This is a genomic window from Pseudomonas sp. G.S.17 (assembly GCF_038096165.1).
In the GTDB taxonomy this organism is placed as follows: Bacteria; Pseudomonadota; Gammaproteobacteria; order Pseudomonadales; family Pseudomonadaceae; genus Aquipseudomonas.
In genome coordinates, this window is the sequence record NZ_CP151076.1 from 1,211,309 (window position 1) to 1,232,218 (window position 20,910).

General features: G+C 57.6%; 18 protein-coding genes and 1 pseudogene. 10 read left to right on the plus strand and 9 right to left on the minus strand.

Going from position 1 to position 20,910, the window contains the following annotated elements:
- Positions 1 to 142 precede the first annotated feature (142 nt).
- The 3 genes from AABC73_RS05465 to AABC73_RS05475 are packed head-to-tail and all read left to right on the plus strand — an operon-like array spanning position 143 to position 2,432.
- Positions 143 to 496 (plus strand): DUF3649 domain-containing protein, encoded by a 354-nt coding sequence (locus AABC73_RS05465; RefSeq protein ID WP_341522765.1) that lies wholly within the window; start codon positions 143 to 145, stop codon positions 494 to 496.
- The gene (locus AABC73_RS05470) at positions 493 to 2,100 is read left to right on the plus strand and encodes a PepSY-associated TM helix domain-containing protein (protein ID WP_341522766.1); all 1,608 of its coding nucleotides are present in this window, start codon (positions 493 to 495) and stop codon (positions 2,098 to 2,100) included. The genes AABC73_RS05465 and AABC73_RS05470 overlap by 4 nt, the downstream gene beginning before the upstream one ends.
- Positions 2,100 to 2,432, plus strand: coding sequence for a DUF3325 domain-containing protein (locus AABC73_RS05475; protein WP_341522767.1), 333 nt, complete (start codon positions 2,100 to 2,102; stop codon positions 2,430 to 2,432). Before AABC73_RS05470 ends, AABC73_RS05475 begins: the two co-directional genes overlap by 1 nt.
- Positions 2,433 to 2,444: 12 nt before the next feature.
- On the opposite strand, the gene AABC73_RS05480 is transcribed toward AABC73_RS05475, so the two are convergent.
- The gene (locus AABC73_RS05480) at positions 2,445 to 3,314 is read right to left on the minus strand and encodes an AraC family transcriptional regulator (protein WP_341522768.1); all 870 of its coding nucleotides are present in this window, start codon (positions 3,312 to 3,314) and stop codon (positions 2,445 to 2,447) included.
- A 134-nt stretch (positions 3,315 to 3,448) separates the two neighbouring features.
- Here AABC73_RS05480 and AABC73_RS05485 point away from each other — a divergent pair, with 134 nt between their 5' ends.
- The 3 genes from AABC73_RS05485 to AABC73_RS05495 all read left to right on the plus strand — a co-directional run bounded on the left by AABC73_RS05485 (position 3,449) and on the right by AABC73_RS05495 (position 8,794).
- On the plus strand, positions 3,449 to 4,348 hold the full coding sequence (locus tag AABC73_RS05485) for a DMT family transporter (RefSeq protein ID WP_341522769.1): 900 nt from the start codon (positions 3,449 to 3,451) through the stop codon (positions 4,346 to 4,348).
- A 120-nt stretch (positions 4,349 to 4,468) separates the two neighbouring features.
- Positions 4,469 to 5,646, plus strand: a protein-coding gene (locus AABC73_RS05490; RefSeq protein ID WP_341522770.1) for an IS3 family transposase whose coding sequence is annotated in 2 segments (ribosomal slippage) — positions 4,469 to 4,742 and positions 4,742 to 5,646 — 1,179 coding nt in all. Because the reading frame shifts where the segments join, the coding sequence is not laid out codon by codon here.
- A 421-nt stretch (positions 5,647 to 6,067) separates the two neighbouring features.
- Positions 6,068 to 8,794, plus strand: a complete 2,727-nt coding sequence (locus AABC73_RS05495; RefSeq protein ID WP_341522771.1) for a TagA domain-containing protein — start codon at positions 6,068 to 6,070, stop codon at positions 8,792 to 8,794.
- Between the two features lie 185 nt (positions 8,795 to 8,979).
- Here AABC73_RS05495 and AABC73_RS05500 read toward each other — a convergent pair whose 3' ends face one another.
- The 3 genes from AABC73_RS05500 to AABC73_RS05510 form a co-directional block, all read right to left on the minus strand.
- Positions 8,980 to 9,969, minus strand: coding sequence for an IS5 family transposase (locus tag AABC73_RS05500; RefSeq protein WP_341521129.1), 990 nt, complete (start codon positions 9,967 to 9,969; stop codon positions 8,980 to 8,982).
- Positions 9,970 to 10,103: 134 nt separating this feature from the next.
- The gene (locus tag AABC73_RS05505; protein WP_341522772.1) at positions 10,104 to 11,078 is read right to left on the minus strand and encodes a D-glycerate dehydrogenase; all 975 of its coding nucleotides are present in this window, start codon (positions 11,076 to 11,078) and stop codon (positions 10,104 to 10,106) included.
- A 142-nt stretch (positions 11,079 to 11,220) separates the two neighbouring features.
- The gene (locus AABC73_RS05510) at positions 11,221 to 12,168 is read right to left on the minus strand and encodes a LysR family transcriptional regulator (RefSeq protein WP_341522773.1); all 948 of its coding nucleotides are present in this window, start codon (positions 12,166 to 12,168) and stop codon (positions 11,221 to 11,223) included.
- A 181-nt stretch (positions 12,169 to 12,349) separates the two neighbouring features.
- Between AABC73_RS05510 and AABC73_RS05515 the strand changes: the two genes are divergently transcribed.
- From AABC73_RS05515 to AABC73_RS05530, 4 genes are all read left to right on the plus strand, one after another.
- Entirely contained in the window at positions 12,350 to 13,861 is a 1,512-nt protein-coding gene (locus AABC73_RS05515) for an efflux transporter outer membrane subunit (RefSeq protein WP_341522774.1), read from the plus strand.
- A 337-nt stretch (positions 13,862 to 14,198) separates the two neighbouring features.
- Positions 14,199 to 16,385 carry an FUSC family protein gene (locus AABC73_RS05520; protein ID WP_341522775.1) on the plus strand — a complete coding sequence of 729 codons (2,187 nt, stop codon included), beginning with the start codon at positions 14,199 to 14,201 and terminating at the stop codon, positions 16,383 to 16,385.
- Positions 16,375 to 16,575: a DUF1656 domain-containing protein gene (locus AABC73_RS05525; RefSeq protein WP_020294396.1), complete on the plus strand. Its 201-nt coding sequence runs from the start codon at positions 16,375 to 16,377 to the stop codon at positions 16,573 to 16,575. The genes AABC73_RS05520 and AABC73_RS05525 overlap by 11 nt, the downstream gene beginning before the upstream one ends.
- A gap of 9 nt (positions 16,576 to 16,584) precedes the next feature.
- On the plus strand, positions 16,585 to 17,445 hold the full coding sequence (locus tag AABC73_RS05530) for an HlyD family secretion protein (RefSeq protein ID WP_341522776.1): 861 nt from the start codon (positions 16,585 to 16,587) through the stop codon (positions 17,443 to 17,445).
- Positions 17,446 to 17,722: 277 nt separating this feature from the next.
- Here AABC73_RS05530 and AABC73_RS05535 read toward each other — a convergent pair whose 3' ends face one another.
- The 5 genes and pseudogenes from AABC73_RS05535 to AABC73_RS05555 form a co-directional block, all read right to left on the minus strand.
- A complete protein-coding gene (locus AABC73_RS05535) occupies positions 17,723 to 18,544 on the minus strand; it encodes an SDR family oxidoreductase (RefSeq protein ID WP_341522777.1) in 822 nt (273 codons plus the stop codon).
- Between the two features lie 12 nt (positions 18,545 to 18,556).
- Positions 18,557 to 19,021 (minus strand): multidrug transporter, encoded by a 465-nt coding sequence (locus tag AABC73_RS05540; protein WP_341522778.1) that lies wholly within the window; start codon positions 19,019 to 19,021, stop codon positions 18,557 to 18,559.
- Positions 19,022 to 19,241: 220 nt separating this feature from the next.
- Positions 19,242 to 19,640 (minus strand): hypothetical protein, encoded by a 399-nt coding sequence (locus AABC73_RS05545; protein ID WP_341522779.1) that lies wholly within the window; start codon positions 19,638 to 19,640, stop codon positions 19,242 to 19,244.
- Positions 19,641 to 19,971: 331 nt separating this feature from the next.
- Positions 19,972 to 20,082: pseudogene (locus tag AABC73_RS05550) on the minus strand (multidrug transporter); the annotation flags it as partial.
- 365 nt (positions 20,083 to 20,447) lie between these two features.
- On the minus strand, positions 20,448 to 20,831 hold the full coding sequence (locus AABC73_RS05555; RefSeq protein ID WP_341522780.1) for a hypothetical protein: 384 nt from the start codon (positions 20,829 to 20,831) through the stop codon (positions 20,448 to 20,450).
- Positions 20,832 to 20,910 lie beyond the last annotated feature (79 nt).

The following is a 20,910-nucleotide window of genomic DNA, read 5'->3' on the forward strand; positions in this document are numbered from 1 at the left end:
GGTTCGTGACGCTTCCTGCACCTGGCTACGAACCGTCGCACTCGATGATCCCGAATCAGGAACCCGCCATGCCGCTCCATGACCGCAGACACCTTGTGTCGTGCCCGCTCCGAACTGAGTTTCGTTGATGGACGGCGCAGCCATGGCTGATCAGCAGACCCGCTCGCAAAGCAGCGCGCGGGCGAAGAGCAAAGCCCGGCCGAGCAAAGGCGTGGCGCTGTCGCTGGCATATCGGCTGGCAGTGACTTCGCGGATTCTGGCGGCGTTGTTCGGCGGCTATCTGGTCGCGGCGCTGACCAGCGTCTGTGTCAGCCAATGGATGCCGATGGCCCGCGCTGACGCGGTGATCACCGGCATGTTGCTGTCGTTTCTCGCGTATCTGGTGGTCGTGCTCTGGTGTTTTGCCTGCCGTACCGCGTGGCAGGCCTGGATCGGCGTTCTGCTGCCCAGCGCGCTTTTGGGCGCCGCGTTTGCCTGCGGGCGGTGGCTGATATGAGGGAAGGTTTCCGGCAGACCATGGCCTGGCTGCACACCTGGATCGGTCTGGTGTTCGGCTGGTTGCTGTTCGCGATTTTCCTCACCGGGACCCTGTCCTATTTCAAGACCGAAATCACCCGTTGGACCCAGCCGGAAATTCCCGTGCGCGCGTTGGACACCCAGGCCAGCACCGAGCTTGCCCAGGCGTATCTTCAGCAAAATGCCGTGGGTGCGTCGCGCTGGTTTATCAATTTGCCAGACGAGCGCGATCCCAAGCTTGGGGTGATGTGGCAGGCGCCGAGTCAGCCGGGACAGCGCGGGACTTTCGTGCAGAAAAACCTCGATCCGCAAACCGGTGCCGAAGTGCAGGCGCGGGACAGTCGCGGCGGCGAGTTCTTCTACCGTTTCCACTTCCAGTTGCAGATGCCGCACCCTTGGGGTCGCTGGCTGGCCACTGCTGCGGCGATGTTGATGTTTATCACGCTGATCAGCGGGATCATCACCCACAAGAAAATCTTCAAGGAATTCTTCACCTTTCGCCCGCGCAAAGGCCAGCGTTCCTGGCTTGATGGACATAACGCAATCGGCGTGCTGGCGTTGCCGTTTCACCTGATGATTACTTACAGCAGCCTGGTGATTTTCATGTCGATGGTCATGCCGGCGAGCATCGTCGCCAGCTACGGCAAAGATACTCAGGCGTTTTTTGCCGACCTGTTTCCGACCTCTGAAAACGTCAAGCCGGCGGGCGTTCCGGCGCCGCTGGCGGCATTGCCAGCCATGCTCAAAGCAGCCGATCAGCAAATGCCCGGCGGGCATATCGGCCGGTTAACGGTGAACAATCCCGGTGATGCCAATGCCACGGTGGTGCTGTTTCCCAGTGGCGCGGACAGCATCGTTCACGATCCCGGCGCTGGCCTGACCTTCAACGGCATCACGGGCGCATTGCAATCTACTGCCGTCGAGCGTCCAGCGCCGTTGCTGATTTCCGGCGGTTTCTACGGGCTGCATATGGGGCATTTTGCCGGGCCGCTGTTGCGCTGGATGTACTTCATTTTCGGCATTGCCAGCACCGCGATGATCGGCACCGGGCTGGTGATGTGGCTGAAGAAACGTCGGGTCAAACACGAGAAAACCGGTGTACTGCCGTTCGAATTGCGGCTGGTGGAAGTGCTGAATATCGCCGGTATGGGCGGCCTGATGATCGCCGTGGCGAGCTTCTTCTGGACCAATCGCCTGTTGCCGGTGAGTTTCCCCGGACGCGGCGGTTGGGAGATCAATATGTTCTTTATCGCCTGGGGACTGACCCTGCTGCACGCTGCATTGCGCAGCGGGCGTAACGCCTGGCGCGAACAGTTGGCGTTGGGGGCGTTTCTGTATGCCGGTTTGCCGTTGCTGGACATCGTGACCAGCGGCCGTTATCTGCTGGATTCTCTGGCCCACGGCGATTGGGTGCTGCTCGGCTTCGACCTGACCGCGTTGGCCACCGGCCTGTTCCTGGCCTGGGCCGCGGGCAAGTTTCGCCCGACCCCGCCGCTGCTGGCTATCGATGAAACCGCAAAACCGCTGAAGCGCCGCGAGCAGCAAAGCGTCGATACCCCGCACTTTGAAGGCGAGGCCCGCTGATGCTGCTGGCAAGCCTGTTGTGTTTTCTGGGATTTACCGGCCTGTGCCTGTCGATGACCAAGCATTACGGCGAGTTGCTGCACAGCAAACTCAGCATCACGCGCGGACGCTCGTTACGTGTGGCGGGCTGGTTGGCGCTGATTCTCTCGTTATGGCCGGCAATCAGCGCGGCGGGTTGGGGCATCGGCCTGGTGCAGTGGTGCACGGCGTTGATGACCAGCGCCCTGATCCTGTTATTCCTTATCCCGTATCGACCGAAACTGGTGTTGATGCTGGCGGCGGCGGGGCTGTTGCTCACTCCGTTTCTGGCAGCCAGTCAGTTGTGGAGTTGAGTCCGTCTCGTCTCAAAACGCACCCCGATACTCTCCCGGCGTAGCTCCGACAATCTGCCTGAAACGGTTGTTGAAATGACTGGCGCTGGCAAATCCGCAGTCCAGGGCGATATCGCCGAATGCCAGGCGCGTCGAGCGCAGCAGGTGGCGGGCGTGGGCGATGCGGCGGGCCAGCAGGTATTGATGGGGCGGCAGGCCGAAGCTTTCGCGGAACATCCGGGCGAAGTGGTATTCGGACAACGCACAGATCCCGGCCAGTTGCCCCAGGCTCAGCGGATCAGCAAGGTGCGCGTCGATGAACTCCACCAGTTGCCGACGCAGATGCGGAGCCAATCCACCCTTGAGGCGCAAGCCTTCGCGCAGCCCGACCTGACCGAGAATCGCGTGGCTGAGCATGTCGTGGGCCAGGCTGCTGGTGCGCAGGCGCTCGCCGGGTTCGCTCCAGTCCAGCTGGATCAACTGGCGAAAGCGCCGGGCCTGTTCGGCGTCGTCGATAAAGGTGCTTTCCCGCAACTGCAACTCGCGGGGCTCGCGGTCGAGCAGGGTGATGCAGCTCAACGCGAACTGTTCCGGGCTTATATAAAGGTGCGCCAGACGAATCTCGCCGTTGATTACCCAGGCCGATTCGTGTCCGGCGGGCAGCGTGCAGAGTTTATCCGGGCTGCCTTTCTGATCCGGCTGGTCGCGTCGAAAGGTGCCGGTGCCGCCGTCGATATAGCACGACAAGGTGTGATGACTGGGCGCGTGATATTCCTGAGCGTCGTGCCGGTTGTTCCATAACGCCGCGACCAAACCGTCGCCCAGCGCGGCGCTCTGCTCAAGTCGGGCATTGGGTGAACTGTTCAAGGCCTGGAAGACCTGGATGGATTCGATGGCTGGCATAACGCGTCCTCTACGCCTCGCATCCTACTCCGTGGCTCGTCTGCTGCCAGCCTTGTCAGCATCAAATGCGCAAGTTTATGCAAGTGGCGACACCGGCCGCGCCGCAGACTGACGGCTCAAACAGGAGTCGCGTCATGAACATCTGGCTTTATCTGCTTACCGTGCTGATCTGGGGCACCACCTGGATTGCCTTGAAACTGCAACTGGGCGACGTGGCTATTCCGGTGTCGATCGTTTATCGCTTCGGTCTGGCGGCCTTGGTGTTGTTTGCGATGTTGCTGCTCAGCGGTCGCCTGCAACCGGTCAATCGGCGCGGCCAGTTGATTTGCCTGGCTCAGGGGCTGTGCCTGTTCTGCGTTAACTTCATGTGTTTCTACACCGCCAGCCAATGGATTCCCAGCGGTTTGATCGCCGTGGTGTTTTCCACTTCGACGCTGTGGAACGCCCTCAATGCGCGGATCTTCTTCAAGCAGAAAGTTGCGCGTAATGTGCTGGCCGGTGGCGCGCTAGGCTTGATCGGTCTGGCATGCCTGTTCTGGCCGGAATTGTCCGGGCACAGCGCCAGCCGCGAAACCCTGATCGGTCTGGGTTTGGCCTTGCTCGGTACGCTGTGTTTTTCTGCCGGGAACATGCTCTCCAGCCTGCAACAGAAAGCCGGCCTGCGCCCGCTGACCACCAATGCCTGGGGCATGTTGTACGGCGCGGCAATGCTCAGCCTGTATTGCCTGCTCAGCGGCACGCCGTTCACCTTCGAATGGAACACGCGCTATATCGGCTCGTTGCTGTACCTGGTGATTCCCGGCTCAGTCATCGGCTTTACCGCTTATCTGACCCTGGTCGGCCGCATGGGCCCGGAACGCGCCGCGTATTGCACCGTGCTGTTCCCGATCGTGGCGCTGAACATCTCGGCCTTCGCCGAAGGCTACCAATGGACCACCCCCGCGTTGATGGGGCTGGTGTTGGTGATGTTGGGGAATGTGTTGGTGTTCAGGAAGGCGAAGGTAGTGATGCCTGAGGTGGGGAGGCTGGTGTAAACGGATGACCTGTGGGAGCGAGCTTGCTCGCGAATAGGCCAGTCACATCCAGCACATCCTGACCTTGCCCCTGAAAAACGTATCCCTTGCCAGGCATCTCAATAGCCGCAAGGATACGACATGACTAAGTCCAAGACAGACCGCGTTAAATACACCCTCGAGTTCAAGCTTGAGGCCGTGCGACTGGTTGATACCGGCCTGACGCTTGCTGCCGCTGCCCGTTCTCTGGGTATGTCTGACCAAACTCTGTTCAACTGGGTGAAGGCTCATCGCCAAGGCAGACTGACCGGCGCTGACATCAAGCCTGTCACTCCCGAGCAGATGGAGATAAGCCGTCTGCGAGCCGAGCTGACGCGCGTCAAGATGGAGCGCGACATTCTGGAAAAGGCGACGGCGTACTTCGCAAAAGCATCCAGCTGAAGTACGCGTTCATCTTTGATCATCGGCGTCTCTGGCCTATTGGCGTGCAATGCAGGGTGCTGGGCGTCAGTGCTACCGGCTTTCACGACCACCAAGTCCGCTGTGCAGCCAATTGTCCTCGACGAGGGGTCAGCGACACCGCATTACTCGTGCACATCCGCGTCGCTCATGCCCGCAGCCGTGGCAGCTACGGCTGGCCTCGGATCTGGCGGGGTTTGCTGGCTGACGGTGTTCGTGTCGGCAAGGAGCGTGTGCAGAAGCTGATGCAGCTCCACGGGATTTACGGCAAGGGCAAGCGGCGTTTCAGGGTCACTACGGATAGCGCCCATGACTTGCCTATTTCACCCAACCTACTGGATCGTCAGTTCGCGGTGACAGAGCCTGACAAGGCTTGGGTTGGCGACATCACCTACATCCCGACCGACGAGGGTTGGCTATTTTTGGCCGTCGTTATCGACCTGTTCAGCCGTCAGATCGTGGGTTGGTCGATGGATGAGCGGGTGAAAAGCAGCCTGGTGATTGATGCGCTGCGCATGGCCTGGTTCAAACGACACCCGCGAAATGACTCAGGACTACTGTTTCACAGCGACCGCGGAAGCCAATATGCCAGCTTCGACTTCCGAAATACTCTCCTGGCCTACGGGATCGCCAGCTCCATGAGTCGACGTAGTAACTGCGGGGATAACGCGTGCAGCGAGACCGTGTTTGGTTCGCTGAAGGTGGAGCGCCTGCATGGTCTGAAATTCAAAACCCGACGCGCCGCCAAGGACGAGGTCATGAACTGGCTGCTGTGGTACAACCAGGATCGCCTGCACTCAACACTGCTTTACGTAAGTCCGGTGCAATACGAAAAGAACTGGCAAATGCTGCAACCTTAGATACTCAACCCGGACGCTGGGTTAAGGGATACGTTTCTCGGGGGCAAGGTCACCACTTGGCTGGAAAGCCGCCTTCGCAAGCAAGCTTGCTCCCACAAATGACAGTTAGCCCTTCCAGACCTGCGGATTAACCAGGTTCTGCGGCTTCTCGCCAAGCAGGGCGCTGCGCAGTTTGAACCGCGGCCAATAGTTATCTGTTGTAGTACTAAAATAGTACTTATCGCTAAACGGAGTAAGTCGCCGTAATAATGAGGTTGGCTATCGTTGATTCCAGATTTGTCAACTGTCAGAACTACCAGTAGACGAACCTATCTGTTGGCGCATTATGTGTGCCATGCCACTTCTAATCCTCTGATGTCTTTGAGCGGGTGGCATTGATAATCTGTTGTAACATAAAATTTATGTTTCATAGGACTCAATCATGGACAGCAATAGAATTCAGGTTCTCGCCATCGTTGTGTGGATCACTGCGTTTTTTTGTCCGCTTTCAATAGCTGCGGATCCGTCGCCTTCATCAAACGGCGTGATTACCCCGTCTCAAGTTTACCGGAATGATTTGGATGGTCTCATTCAAGGCCAGGTCGATTTTGCACAAACGCATGTGATCGGAGCGCAGCGCGCGATATTTGATCCTTTACTTGTACCAGGTCGAGAAGTGTTGGTTATGTTTACACCTTCCCCACTACAGTTGACGCAGTCAGTTAGTATGGTTCTGCACTCAGGTGAACAAGATTTTGTTTTTGCTATGGCGCCACCTTCGTTGTTCCCAACCAGCGCGACGTTCGATCAAAGTAATACATTTTCCGGAAAGCCGATTGTAGGTGAATATCCAAAGTTTCGGGATAGAGCGTTTACAAGCACCATGCCGGGGTATCTCTTCAGTCCGGCATCGAGCTTGAAATTTTTTATTAACGGGAACTCCAGCGTGGTCGGAAGCTTGAACAGGAATAAGACCCTATTTCTGAACAATGAAAGCGAAGGCTTGGTATTGATGAATATCAAAGGCTGTATTTTCAAAGAGCAAACCAGCTGTAGAACCACCCTTGATCAATGGGACATGCAGAAAAATCCCGAACTGGCCAAGATCGCAGCACGGGAAATGTTTTCTGAATTACCGGTCAAACAGTTGGTTCTGGGGATGGGTCAAAGCTATTGGCCTTATGTGATTGCCCGTGGCCCTGATGGGAAACCTCATCGTTATTCTACTTCCGATCGTGATTATCATGAATGGGCTGAATTTGGGGACAAAACCTTACCTGCAAAGGTAGGTATGGGCAATTTCTGGAGGGCGGCCTCTGATCTGGGAGATAAGCAGCCGGGCAAGTTTGTAGCGATATCAGGGCAGCTTCTGGATGCGCCGGATGACATCCCGTTGTTTCCAGAGGGGGTGGGTGCTAGCTGCGGTGGCAGCAGTTGTAACTATCCATCCTACCCAGCGGGTTTCTGGCATGAAACTGGCCATGGCCTCGGACTTCCGCATGATACGCCACCGCGTTACGAACAGTGGGGATACCGTTCGTATGATCTCCGGTTTCTGCCTAACTATCATCCGGCCCCGCACAATTATGGGCTTGGCGTGGATTACCTCGGTTATCACTATTTTGGCCATGTTATGGGGGCATTGACGGAGCCTGCATGGCCAAACGCAACGGCCTCGGCGCCGCTGGTGGATGAATTTGAGAGGCTGCGATCCGTGTGGCCGGGTTCTGTTGCTGATTGGAAACACTACATCGCGCCTTACACCCACCAGCAGATGTTGCGGGTGCAACAGCGTTTTGGCAGCTTTCCTGAAGGCCTGGAGTATGCGGAGATAACAGACGACCATCGTCCGCCCCCGACTGCTGCGCCGGCCATTGGAAATGGAGTGGTCAAAACATCAGCCCCACTCATTGATACCGGGATCGATACCGCGATTCCTGACACAGGAAAGATGCTTAAACTTATACACCCTGGCGAACTCCCCACGCAGGGAGGCGTTCCTGTCCAGACGCTGGTTATTACCATGTCGAGTGCGGTAAATGACCCTGAGAAAATAAGTCAGATATATCCTCCCATTGCTTCAAACTACGGAAATGTTTTTGCCCCTACTGCCACCCGTTCGCACGCTGGCGAGAAGCAGGTCTCAGCCAGTTTTGAACACATGAAAATCCAGTCATCGAAGACAGGTAAGTGTCTGGCGGTGCTCAGCGCTGGAACCGTTGGGTTCGAGGTATGTCAGAGCTCATTGGACAGTCAACAATGGAGTCAACGAGGATCCTCCACATTTCTTCTTGTCAACAGTGGCAGCGGGAATTGCCTTGACGGTAACTTGCAAATTGTCAATTGTGTAGTGGCGCCGGCTAAAATGTGGGGACTCAGAAGAGATCTTACGAATAGCGATACGATAATCAGGTTGCAAGATACGGTAGTCGGAAAGTTTATTACCGCTTCGTCCGAAGATTCAATTTCTATGGAGGGTATCGGAGGTGCAGAGCAAGTTTACTATTTGTTGAGTGGCGATACACCTCCGAGTGATGTTTTTGTGTTGGAAGTGAAGTACGCCAGTGGCACCATTGAAGAGTGGCCTCTCTTTCCCGGAACGATTGATGTGGATGACATTATCACCGCCTCGATCAATGTGGCTGCATTGCGCGACCCTTCAGTTGCCGAGTTAAAGCGAAATGGTCAAATAGTCGATACGAGAGCGCTCGACCACGCTCCAGGCTTTCCACCGGCCATCATAGTAGGTGGGAACGCAGGCTACCCGATTGTGCTCCCTCAGTATTTAAGGTCCAAGTCGACTGGACTATGCCTGGCTCGGACGAATACTGGATTAACCCAGCAAGCTTGCAAAGCCTGGGATAGACAGCAGGAATGGGGTTTTTTTGATGTCGTGAGTGCTGCGGGGAGAAATTTTGCGTTAACAGGAAGTTCTACAGCGTCATGTCTGAATACTGATCTGACTCTGACAACATGCTGGAGCGAACAACTCAGTTTGCAGTGGTCTGGACGTAAGGATCTCGCGCCTGCGGGGCTGACCAAGCTACAAAGTGCGATCAATGGCATGTTTATCACTGCGGTGGCAGATGGAACAGTTAGCTTGCAAGCTTTGACTCAGGATGCGGATCAGGACTTCACCCCTTTGGTCATGGGAGAACTGAGCGAATAGTCGAACGATGCGACATTTCTGTGATTGCTCTTTTTTAGGAGAGAACTTGTTAGGGAAGGTCTGAAATAGGCAGACGTTTTCAACGGCCCCGTTGCTTGAGGCTCAAAAAATGTCGACTCAATCGAAAATCAGACCTTTTCCTCTATTAATTCCCCTTTTTTCTGCGTATGAGCGCTTTTCAGCGCTCATTGTCCGCAATACAGACGCACCTCTCCTGCATTCAGCAATCGTTTTCGCATCATCCACAGGTTCGACAGCGCAAACAGCGTGGTCTGCTGTGCGGTGTTTTTAACAAGGCCCCGGAAGCGCACTTTCGTATAACCAAACTGACGCTTGATCACTCGAAACGGATGCTCAACCTTGGCACGCAGCTGAGCTTTCGCGTATTCGATTTTGCGACGCATGCGCCCGATCAGGCTCTTCTTTGCATGCTTTTTATAGCTGCTGGGCCGCGCCGCAATCGACCAGATCATTTGGCGATCTTGATGCTCGGGACGCTTTTCGACGCCGGTGTAACCGGCATCGCCAGAGACGTAAGTTTCTTCTCCGTGCAGTAACTGATCGACCTGGGTTACGTCCGCCACATTCGCCGCAGTGCCCACTACGCTATGCACCAAACCGGATTCGGCATCGACACCGATGTGCGATTTCATCCCGAAGAAATATTGATTTCCTTTCTTCGTCTGGTGCATCTCAGGGTCACGTTTTCCGTCCTTGTTCTTGGTCGAACTCGGCGCATGAATGATCGTCGCATCGACCACGGTGCCTTGGCGCAGCAACAAACCACGGTCGCCCAAATAGCCATTGATCACCTGCAAAATCCCGCCGGCCAACTCATGTTTTTCCAGCAGTCGGCGGAAATTGAGGATCGTGGTTTCGTCCGGAATCCGATCCAGATGCAGCCCGGCAAACTGGCGCAAAATTGTGGTTTCGTAGAGCGATTCTTCCATGGCCGGGTCGCTATAACCGAACCAGTTTTGCATCAAATGAACCCGCAACATCGCCATCAACGGATAGGCCGGACGACCACCTTCGCCCTTCGGATAGTGCGGTTCGATCAGTTTGATCAAGCCATTCCAGGGCACGACCTGATCCATCTCGTTCAGGAAGCGCTCACGGCGGGTTTGTTTGCGTTTGCCAGCATATTCGGCGTCAGCGAAGGAGATTTGCTTCATCGGGGCTCAACCGTTCAGTGTTTGGGACTGGCGTATTTCACCAGATTTGGAAGTCTTTTTCAGAGTTTCCTTAGCGAGGCGTCGGACCTGATGCATCGCCTCGCCAACAAGTTGTCTTCTTCAGTTGCGGTCTGTTAGCCCTTCCAGACCTGCGGATTGACCAGGTTCTGCGGCTTCTCGCCAAGCAGGGCGCTGCGTAGGTTGGTGTAGGCCAGATCGGCCATGGCCTGGCGGGTTTCGGTGGTGGCCGAGCCGATGTGCGGCAGGGTCACGGCGTTGCTCAGTTTGAACAGCGGCGAATCGCTCAGCGGCTCTTTTTCGTAGACGTCCAGGCCCGCGCCTCGAATCGTGCCGTTTTGCAAGGCTTCGATCAGCGCGGGTTCGTCGACGATTGGGCCGCGAGCGATGTTGATCAGGATCGCGCTGGATTTCATCAGGCCCAGTTCGCGGGTGCTGATCAGGTGTTTGGTTTTTTCGCTCAAGGGCACGACGAGGCAGACGAAATCCGCTTCGGCCAATAGTTGGTCAAGGCTGCGGAATTGGGCGCCCAGCTCCTGTTCCAGTTCGGTCTTGCGACTGTTGCCGCTGTACAGGATCGGCATATTGAAGCCCAGACGACCACGGCGGGCGACGGCAGCGCCGATATTGCCCATGCCGACGATGCCCAGCGTCTTGCCGTACACATCGGTGCCGAACTGCGCGGCTTCGACGCTGCGCTTCCACTGGCCGGCCTTGGTCCAGGCGTCCAGTTCGGCGACGCGACGGGCGCTGCTCATGATCAACGAGAAACCCAGGTCGGCGGTGCTTTCGGTCAGCACGTCCGGGGTGTTGGTCAGCATGATCCCGCGTTCGTTGAAATAGCTGACGTCGTAGTTGTCGTAGCCCACTGAAATACTCGACACCACTTCCAGTTGGGTCGCCGTGGCAAGTTGCTCGCGGCCCAATGCGCGACCGGCGCCGATCATGCCGTGGCATTTGGGCAGCGCTTCGTTGAATTGGGTATTCATGTCGCCCAGCTTCGGGTCGGGCACGATCACGTTGAAGTCTTGTTCGAGCCTTTCGGCCATTTCAGGAGATACGCGGCTGAAGGCAAGTACGGTCTTTTTCATCGGGGCAGTCACTCTCGCACGGTTCGAATGGATAGCACGCTAACATTCCTTTCGACCGCTGCCCATCCTTGAGGTCAGCGGGTTGCCGACGATCATCGCGCGCTCCCGGCTGAAGGCGGCCCTACAAAGCGGTGTCAGCCATTCAAGCGATGGTCTTCAGCGCATATTTCTGCAGATCGGCTTCGTGGGCGGCGAGGATTTCCGGCAGGGAGCCGCGCAGGTATTCGACCCAGGTTTTGATCTTCGCATCCAGGTACTGCCGCGAAGGGTAGATCGCGTACAGGTTCAGCTCCTGAGAGCGGTAGTCGGACAAGACTCGCACCAGCGTGCCGTTGCGCAGGCCTTCGATGGCGGAGTAGATCGGCAGAATGCCCACGCCCATGCCGCTGGAGATCGCGGCTTTCATGGCGTCGGCCGAATTGACCAGGAATGGCGAGGAATTGATCGTGACCATTTCCTGGCCTTCGGGGCCGTCGAACAGCCACTTTTCCAGCGGGAACACCGGGCTGACCAGACGCAGGCACGCGTGATTGAGCAGGTCGGTGGGCTTGACCGGCACGCCGAAACTTTTGACGTAAGCCGGGGAGGCGCAAACGATGCTGTAAGTGATGCCCAGACGCTGGGACACGAAGCCCGAATCCGGCAGCTCGCTGGCGAGCACGATGGACACGTCATAGCCTTCTTCAAGCAAGTCCGGCACGCGGTTGCTCATGGTCAGGTCGAACGCGACGTCCGGATGATTACGCCGATAGCGAGCAATGGCATCGATCACGTAATGCTGACCGACACCCGACATCGAATGAACCTTGAGCTGACCGGAGGGCCGCGCATGGGCGTCGCTGGCTTCGGCTTCGGCTTCCTCGACATAACTTAGGATCTGCTCGCAGCGCAACAGGTAACGCTTGCCGGCCTCGGTCAGCGCGATGCGCCGAGTGGTGCGGTTGAGTAGACGAGTTTGCAAATGAGCTTCAAGATTTGAAACGGCGCGCGACACGTTGGCGGTGGTCGTGTCCAGCTGGACTGCGGCGGCGGTAAAGCTTCCCGCTTGCGCCACACAGCTGAAAGCGCGCATGTTTTGCAGGGTATCCATGGGCAGTTCTCTGATGAGATAGCAAATTGTGACAGAAAGTTACTGATCCATGTCACCTATACCAAAGGATTATTCCCCGTTCAGTAACAAAGAATCGCAGTATTCCCGGCTTATCGGCTGGCAATACGCCGCCTAGAATCGCCGTCTTAGCGCTATTTCATTAAAGTCGGGATTTGCAGCAGTGCCGCGTCGCATCATCAGAGGGCTCAAGCCCCTCAGTGTCTGGGGTTTATCGTTAGTCATCAGCGGCTGCATTGGAACCGGTGGAATTGCTCCTCAAGGCAGCTCGCTGTCGCCTGACAATCTGGCCACCGATGCGGCGATTCAGAGCGCCGCGCAGGACGCCCATTGGCCCGTAGCCCAATGGTGGCGGGCGTATGGTGACGCGCAACTCAATCGCTGGATCGAACTCGCCGGGCAAGGCAATCCAGGCCTGGCCATGGCGGCGGCCCGAGTGCGGGAAGCGCGGGCCATGGCCGGTATCGCCGAGTCCGCCGAGTCGCTGCACATCACCGGCGATTCTTCCCTGAAACGACATAATTGGGGCGCCGATCAGTTCTACGGACCTGGCGCGCTGTCCGGTGAGACGACCTGGGACAACAGCGCCGCGCTGGGCCTGAGTTATTCCCTTGATTTGTGGGGTCGGGAAAGCAACGCCAGCGAGCGTGCGCTGGACATGGCGCACATGAGCGCCGCCGAGGAGCGTCAGGCGCAGCTGGAGTTGCAGGACAACATCGTGCGCGCCTACATCCAGCTGTCGCTGAACTACGCAAAACGCGACATCGTCGAAGCAACCCTCGCCCAGCAAAAACAGCTGCTGGACCTTGCCCAGCGTCGCCTGCAAGGTGGTATCGGCACGCATTTCGAAGTCAGCCAGGCCGAAACGCCGCTGCCGGAAACCCATCGCCAGATTGATTCCCTCGACGAGGCCATCGCCCTGAGCCGCAATCAACTGGCGGCGCTGGCGGGTAAAGGCCCCGGCGCAGGCGCACAACTGCAGCGCCCGACCTTATCGTTGCAAACCGCTTTGAAACTGCCGTCGGCGTTGCCTGCGCAATTGCTCGGCCAGCGTCCCGACGTGGTCGCCAGTCGTTGGCGGGTTGCCGCCCAGGCGCGGGGCATTGATATCGCCCACGCCGGTTTCTATCCCAATGTGGATCTGGTCGGCAGCCTCGGCTATGTGGCCACCGGCGGCGGCATGCTGGAATTCCTCGCCGGCAAGAAATTCAATTACAACGTCGGACCGGCGGTGAGTCTGCCGATCTTCGATGGCGGCCGTCTGCGCTCGGAACTGGGCGAAGCCGCTGCTGGCTACGACGCCGCCGTGGCGCAGTACAACCAGACGCTGGTGATGGCCCTCAAGAGCATTTCCGACCAGCTGATTCGTCGCGATTCCATGGACAAACAGCAGGTATTCGCCAGCGAATCCGTGGCGTCGGCGCAGAAGACTTACGACATTGCGATGATCGCGTTTCAGCGCGGTCTGACCGATTACCTCAACGTACTCAACGCCCAGACCTTGTTGTTCCATCAGCAACAGATCCAGCAGCAGGTCCAGGCTGCACGCCTGAGCGCCCATGCCGAACTGGTGGTGGCGCTGGGCGGCGGCTTGTCCGCAGGCAGCGATTCCCCCGCCGAAGAAAAAACCCGCGCACCGAAAACGCCTGCGGTGTTGGCGGTGTTTGATCGATGAATATGACTGACACCGATCTACGGACGCGACGTTGCTTTCCAGAGAACGAAGATCCCTGTGCAGACTGTGTGAAAACTACTGCGCTCGGCAATACTGCGTTAAAAACAGGCGGAAAATGCTCATTTAGAACACCTAGACTCCGCTTTTTCGCCTGTTTTTGCCTTGTCTTGCCTTCGCTCGTGACGTTTTCACACAGTCTGTGTGGGAGCGGACTTGTCCGCGAAGGCAATGGGGCGGGCACTGCATCTGGTCCGTTCATTCTGAGGTGTCCTGGCCAGCCCCTTCGCGGACAAGTCCGCTCCCACCGGATTTCATTATTCCAAGTTCAGGCGTTCGGATGAATGCTCTGGTGAACCGCATCACACAACTCCCATGGCGCCGCGAGTTCTTCAGCTGGGCACGCAGCGATGGGGTGACCTGGATCTACATCTTCAAGGTGCTGATTGCCGCCTTCCTGACCTATTGGCTGGCCTTGCGCCTGGAGCTGCCGCAGCCGCGCACGGCGATGATCACGGTGTTCATCGTCATGCAGCCGCAAAGCGGGCATGTGTTCGCCAAGAGTTTTTATCGCCTGCTCGGCACCCTGGCCGGGTCCACCATGATGGTGGTGCTGATGGCCTTGTTCGCGCAGAACTCCGAGCTGTTCCTCGGCAGCCTGGCGATCTGGGTCGGCATCTGTTCGGCGGGTGCGGCGCGTTATCGCAACTTTCGCGCCTATGGTTTCGTACTCGCCGGTTATACCGCCGCGATGGTCGGCCTGCCCGCACTGGCGCACCCGGAAAGCTCGTTCATGGCGGCGGTGTGGCGGGTGCTGGAAATTTCCCTGGGCATCGTCTGCTCGACAGCGGTCACTGCAGCAATTCTGCCGCAAAGTTCTGCTGCCGCGATGCGCAACGCGCTGTATCAACGTTTCGGCGTGTTCGCCCGTTTTGTCGCCGATGGCCTGCGCGGCAGTCAGGAGCGGGCGGCGTTCGAGACCGGCAACGTGCGCTTCATTGCCGAAGCCATCGGGCTGGAAGGCCTGCGCAGTGTCACGGTATTTGAAGACCCGCACATGCGCCGACGCAACGGCAGGCTCAATCGCCTGAACAGCGAATTCATGACCATCACCACGCGCTTCAACGCCTTGCACCAATTGCTGGAGCGTCTGCGTGCCGAGGGCGTGACTCAAGTGGCGACGGCCACCGAGCCGGGTCTTAACGCGCTGGCCGAACTGCTGGAACGTTTCGCCGACCGCGCCCTGACCACCGACGATGCGGCGCAGCTGGTCAGCCAACTTGAGCAGTTCAAGGCCGACTTGCCAGCGCAGGTACGCAGCCAGCGCGCGGCTCTGGAGCAGACCGAGCCAGGCGAAGCCGACCTGCTGGATTTTCATACCGCTTACGAATTGCTCTACCGGCTGGTCAACGACATGCATGACTACGCCCAGACCCATGCGTCACTGGCCGATCACAATCATGCGCGGGAACAGTGGCAAGAATCGTTCCTGCCCAAGACCAGCTGGATGACAGCCTTGGCGGCGGGGCTGCGGGCGACGTTCATTCTGTCGATCATGAGCGTGTATTGGGTGGCGACCGCCTGGCCCAGCGGCGCGACCATGATCCTGGTTTCCGCCGCAACCGTCGCGTTGTCGGCGACCACCAACAATCCGCGACGCATGTCGTTCCAGATGGCCTGCGGCACCTTGCTCGGCGCGCTGCTGGGCTTCACCGAAACCTTCTTTATCTTCCCGTTCATCGACGGCTTCCCGCTGCTGTGCGTGTTCCTTGCGCCGGTGATCATGCTCGGTGCGTTTCTCGGTTCGCGCCCGCAATGGGCTGGCTACGGATTGGGTCTGCTGATTTTCTTCGGCATCGGCTCGGTGCCGGACAACCTGACGATCTACAACCCGTATGCGTACATCAACGATTACATCGCGATGGTCATCGGCATGCTGCTGTGTGCGGCGGCGGGGGCGATCATTCTGCCGCCCAACAGCCGCTGGATGTGGCGGCGTCTGGAAGACGCCTTGCGGCGGCAAGTGGTGTTCGCCATCAGCGCGCCGTTGAGTCGCCTGGGTTCGAGTTTCGAAAGCCAGACCCGCGACCTGATGCATCAGGCATATGGCCTGGCGGCGGCCAAGCCGCAGGTGCAGCGCGAATTGCTGCGCTGGATGTTTGTGGTGCTGGAAGTTGGCCACGCGATCATCGAACTGCGCCGCGAGCAGGAGATTCTGCCGATCCATCCAGCCTATGCGCCGTGGCAGTCTTGGCGGGTGGCGATTCGCGTCATGGGCCGTGCGTTGATTCGCCTGTTCATTCAGCCGGACCAGAGCAATCTGCAGCGGGCGCTGGCTGCTGTCGATCATGCGATTGGTCGCGTCCAGGCCAGCGATGAGCCCTTCGCGCCACACTTCGATACCTCAGCGCTGCGCCGGGTGAAAAGCTATCTGCATTTCATTCGCTCCTCGTTGCTCGACCCGCAATCACCGCTGGCCGCTTATGCCGATGGCGGCCGGCCGCAAGGACTCCTCAATGCCGCGTGAAATTGCCTTTCATGGCTTGTACATGCCCATCGTCACCGTGATGTTCCTGATCGCCGTCGTGCTGGCCTGGGCGCTGGATCGAGTGTTGTCCGGGTTCGATCTGTACCGTTTTTTCTGGCATCCGGCGCTGCTGCGCATGAGCCTGTTCGTTTGTATTTTCGGCGCGCTGGCGCTGACTGTTTATCGTTGAGAACCCTTGATGAAAAAGCTCTTCAGTCTGATCGCGACATTATTGGTGCTGGCCCTGGCCATCTGGATCGGTCGCACCTTGTGGGTCAATTACATGGACACGCCGTGGACCCGCGATGGCCGGGTTCGCGCCGACATCATCAACGTCGCCGCAGATGTCACCGGCACCGTGGTCGATGTGCCGGTGCGCGATAACCAGCAGGTGAAGAAGGGCGACCTGCTGATGCAGATCGATCCCGAGCATTATCAAGTGGCGGTCAAAGAGGCTCAGGCGCTGGTGGCTTCACGCAAGGCTACCTGGGAGATGCGCAAGGTCAACGCCAAGCGCCGCGCCGACATGGACAACCTGGTGATCTCCACTGAAAGCCGTGACGACGCCAGCAATATCGCCACCTCCGCTCAGGCCGATTACCAGTTGGCTCTGGCGCAACTGGAAGCGGCCGAATTGAACCTGCGGCGCACTCGCGTGCTGGCGGCGGTGGACGGATACGTCACTAACCTCAACGTGCATCGCGGCGATTACGCACGCATGGGCGAGGCGAAGATGGCCGTGGTGGATATGAACTCGTTCTGGGTCTACGGCTTTTTCGAGGAAACCAAACTGCCGCACATTCGCGTCGGTGATCCAGCCGACATGCAATTGATGAGCGGCCAGTTGCTCAAAGGTCACGTCGAAAGCATCGCCCGAGGCATCTACGACCGCGACAACCCGGAAAGCCGCGAACTGATCGCCGACGTCAACCCGACCTTCAACTGGGTACGCCTGGCCCAGCGGGTACCGGTACGCATCCATCTGGATCAGGTGCCGGAAGACGTGATTCTGTCAGCGGGGACCACCTGTACGGTGATTGTGAATCCTGAGTTGCACTGATTCGTTGGAGCTCGGTCCTGAATATCCAACGACCGGTAGGAGGGGACTTGTCCCCGAATGCAATGGTCCTGACAACGAAAATCTGCAAGTTCGGGGACAAGTCCCCTCCTACAAGCGAGGCTTGCTGTAGGACCGGCTTTAGCCGGGAGGGCAATTGACGCTTTCGCGACTAAAGTCGCTCCTACGGCCGCTCCTACAGCCGATACGTTGCCGTATCGGCAGGTTGAAGGATGAGCCGTTGGAGATTCTATGTTTGCTGCACATAGTGTAGTTGTGCTCACAACTTCCGATTCAACCCAAACCGCTGTTTGAGTTTGTTATCCAGAAAACCTTTGGGCAGCAGCCATGCCATCAGCGGCATCGCCCGCGAGCCGTTGCCCAGGCGCAGCAGGCGGGGCGGGTTGGGTTGTTGTACGGCGCGCAGCAGGTCGCGGGCGAAGTCGGTGGCAGGGGTGGGATTGCCTTGCGACGCCTTGGCTCGGGCGCGAATTGCATCGCGCAGCGGCCACCACGGCGACTGCTCGCTGATCAACTGTTCGGCTTCGTGGCTGGCATTTTTCGCAAAGCTCGACGCAATGGCCCCCGGTTGCACTTCCATCAGCTGAATGTCGAAGGGCGCCAGTTCCAGACGTAACGCTTCGCTCAGTGCATGCACGGCCGCTTTGGAGGCGCAATAAGCCCCGGCGAACGGTGTGACCAGCACCCCGGAAACACTGCCGATATTCACCACCAGCCCTTTATTGCGACGCAGCGCTGAAAACAAGGCGCGCGTGACGCCAACTACGGCAAACACGTTGGTCTCGAACTGGCGCTGCATGGCCTCGACGCCGCCATCGAGCAACGGCCCCATGGCGCCATAACCGGCGTTGTTGATCAGCACATCCAGGCCGCCTTGCTGTTCGATTTCGACAGCCAGACGCTCAAGCGCGGCGCTGTCGTTGACGTCCAGTTGCACGCCGGTGAAACCCGCCGCGTTCAAAACGGCTACGTCTTCAGCCTTGCGCGCGGTGGCCCAGACTTGATACCCGGCCGTTTTGAAGGCATCGGCCAACGCGCGGCCAATGCCGCTGGAACAACCGGTGATGAGAGCGGTGGGCATGCTGCTGTCCTTTTAGTTGGAAAAACTGCCTTGTAGATGTTCCGCGCGAAAATCCAGCGTCTGCGGGCGATAACCAGCGCGCAAAGGCGGCAGCGGCAGGCAATCCTGCCATTGACTCTCGGCCAGCAATTCGCCCGGGCCCCGATAACGAGGTGAGCTGTAGTTTTCTTCGGCGAGATTCACGTTTTCACCGGGTGCATACGCCGCGATTCGCCAGCGCAACTCGTTCAGCGGGACATTGTTGCCGTTATTGATCAACACCAGCAGCGGCTTGCCGACCGCGCATTGTTCCGGCGCGTAATTGAGGCGAACTTCCAGGCGCTCCAGCCTGCGGGTATCGCGACTGTCCTCCCAGATCACCCACGCCGCAACCAGCCCCAGGCCCACTGCCGCCGCTAGGGAAACCGGCAACGCTTTGGCGGGGTAGCGCAGTAACAGGATAAGCCAGGTCAGAATGAGCACCGCGCCGATCAGCATGGGAACGCCTCGTCAGGATTGATGAGGGCATCGTACAGAAAGCGGGGTGAGGTTTGCCAATTCCAGAGAGTCGGCAGTTTACCGGTTTGAATTGGAATGCATTCCGTAGGACCGGCTTTAGCCGGGAGGAGGCCAGTTCATTCGCAGCAATTGTGTCATCAGAACTCTCGCCCTCCCGGCTGAAGCCGGTCCTACGGCTTCATGGTTGCTGCCAAAAGCTCTATGTAATAAACGTATAGGGAACCGATACCTCTCCCCAAACCCAACCTACGTTTCGCATGTCTAAGAAACTTTCTACGGTTGCAACATCGCCCACCTTGAAGGGCTTTTCGGTGATTATGACATCAGGTGTAACAACCAATCGTGTTGCCTCATCGGATACGAAATCCAGCAACCTGATATATATTCCAGCGGTGATTCCAGCAGTGTTGAACATGAAAAATACCCGTTCATAAGAAGGGCTCACATGGGGTGGTAAAACAATGGTAAACGTTTCGCCCACCCTGATAGTACCGTCCTCTGCTCCTTCAACGTAGGGAATTGGGTACCCTTGCTTGTCATTGTTGGTAAGGACTTTAAAAGTTGCTTGAACGCTCTTGTATTTCTTTGAACTTTTCATCTTTTCATCCTGATTGTGAGTTTGCTTTACTCGTTGAGCTTCCGTCGCTCGCCTTCATTTAGCTCCCGTCTTATTTAGCCGTCTACTGTCACTTCTGACAGGTAGCGACGGACGGTATGCTCGCGTTTTGGAGGCGAACTTCAGGCATAAAAAACCCAGCAACTCTTTGCGTTGCCAGGGTCTGGATTTGTCCGGCGGAAACAACTGCACTGCATTTGCCTGGGCCGTAATCGGCACCTAGGCTTGGAATGACCGCTCACGGATGACTGGGACATTAACGAATAATCCCCCGCCTTGCACCAACACACGCCGGTGCTCAGTACCTTCGATCTGCAACCAGCCCCAGGCCCACTGCCGCCGCGAGGGAAACCGGCAACGCTTTGGCGGGGTAGCGCAGTAACAGGATAAGCCAGGTCAGAATGAGCACCGCGCCGATCAGCATGGGAACGCCTCGTCAGGATTGATGAGGGCATCGTACAGAAAGCGGGGTGGGGTTTGCCAATTCCAGAGAGTCGGCAGTTTACCGGTTTGAATTGGAATGCATTCCGTAGGACCGGCTTTAGCCGGGAGGAGGCCAGTTCATTCGCAGCAATTGTGTCCTCAGACGTCTCGCCCTCCCGGCTGAAGCCGGTCCTACGGCTTCATGGTTGCTGCCAAAAGCTCTATGTAATAAACGTATAGGGAACCGACAGAGGCTTGCCCGCGAATCGACGTTTCAGACGAACTATTTATCGCCTGAAATGAAGACATCGCGGGCAAGCCTCGCCCCAACTGAGAAGGCCAAGGCCTCCTCATAGTGATACATATTCAGAAGCTATAAATAACGGAGTCGGGAGTACGCTGCCAGATATCCGTTCCCCGTAACCTGAGAAAACATTGCAAAACAGCGTTTTGGTCTCGATGAAAAGGCGGTAGAAGCGTGTTGTTATCGACTTGTCCTTCAGTTGGGACGCCGTTGACTGCCGGAAGATGAACAATGGCTTGCGGGCTGAAAGTACTGTCCGCATTAATGAATACAAGCAGCACGTCAAACTTTGAGTCAGAGTTGATCGCCGGCAGTTGCAGCGTGAACGGCACATCAAGATTGATGACGTCGTCGGTAGCCTCGATCACCCTAGGAGCAGGGAATTGGCTATTGATAGCTGGCCCAGCAGACACGGCCGCCTTGAGTAGTTCTTTTGCATTTAGCATTTTGAAGGTCCTTTTCATGTTGAAATTCGTCTGAAGAAGCGAAATTGCCTCAGACGTCTAATCAGACTAAATCTCATCA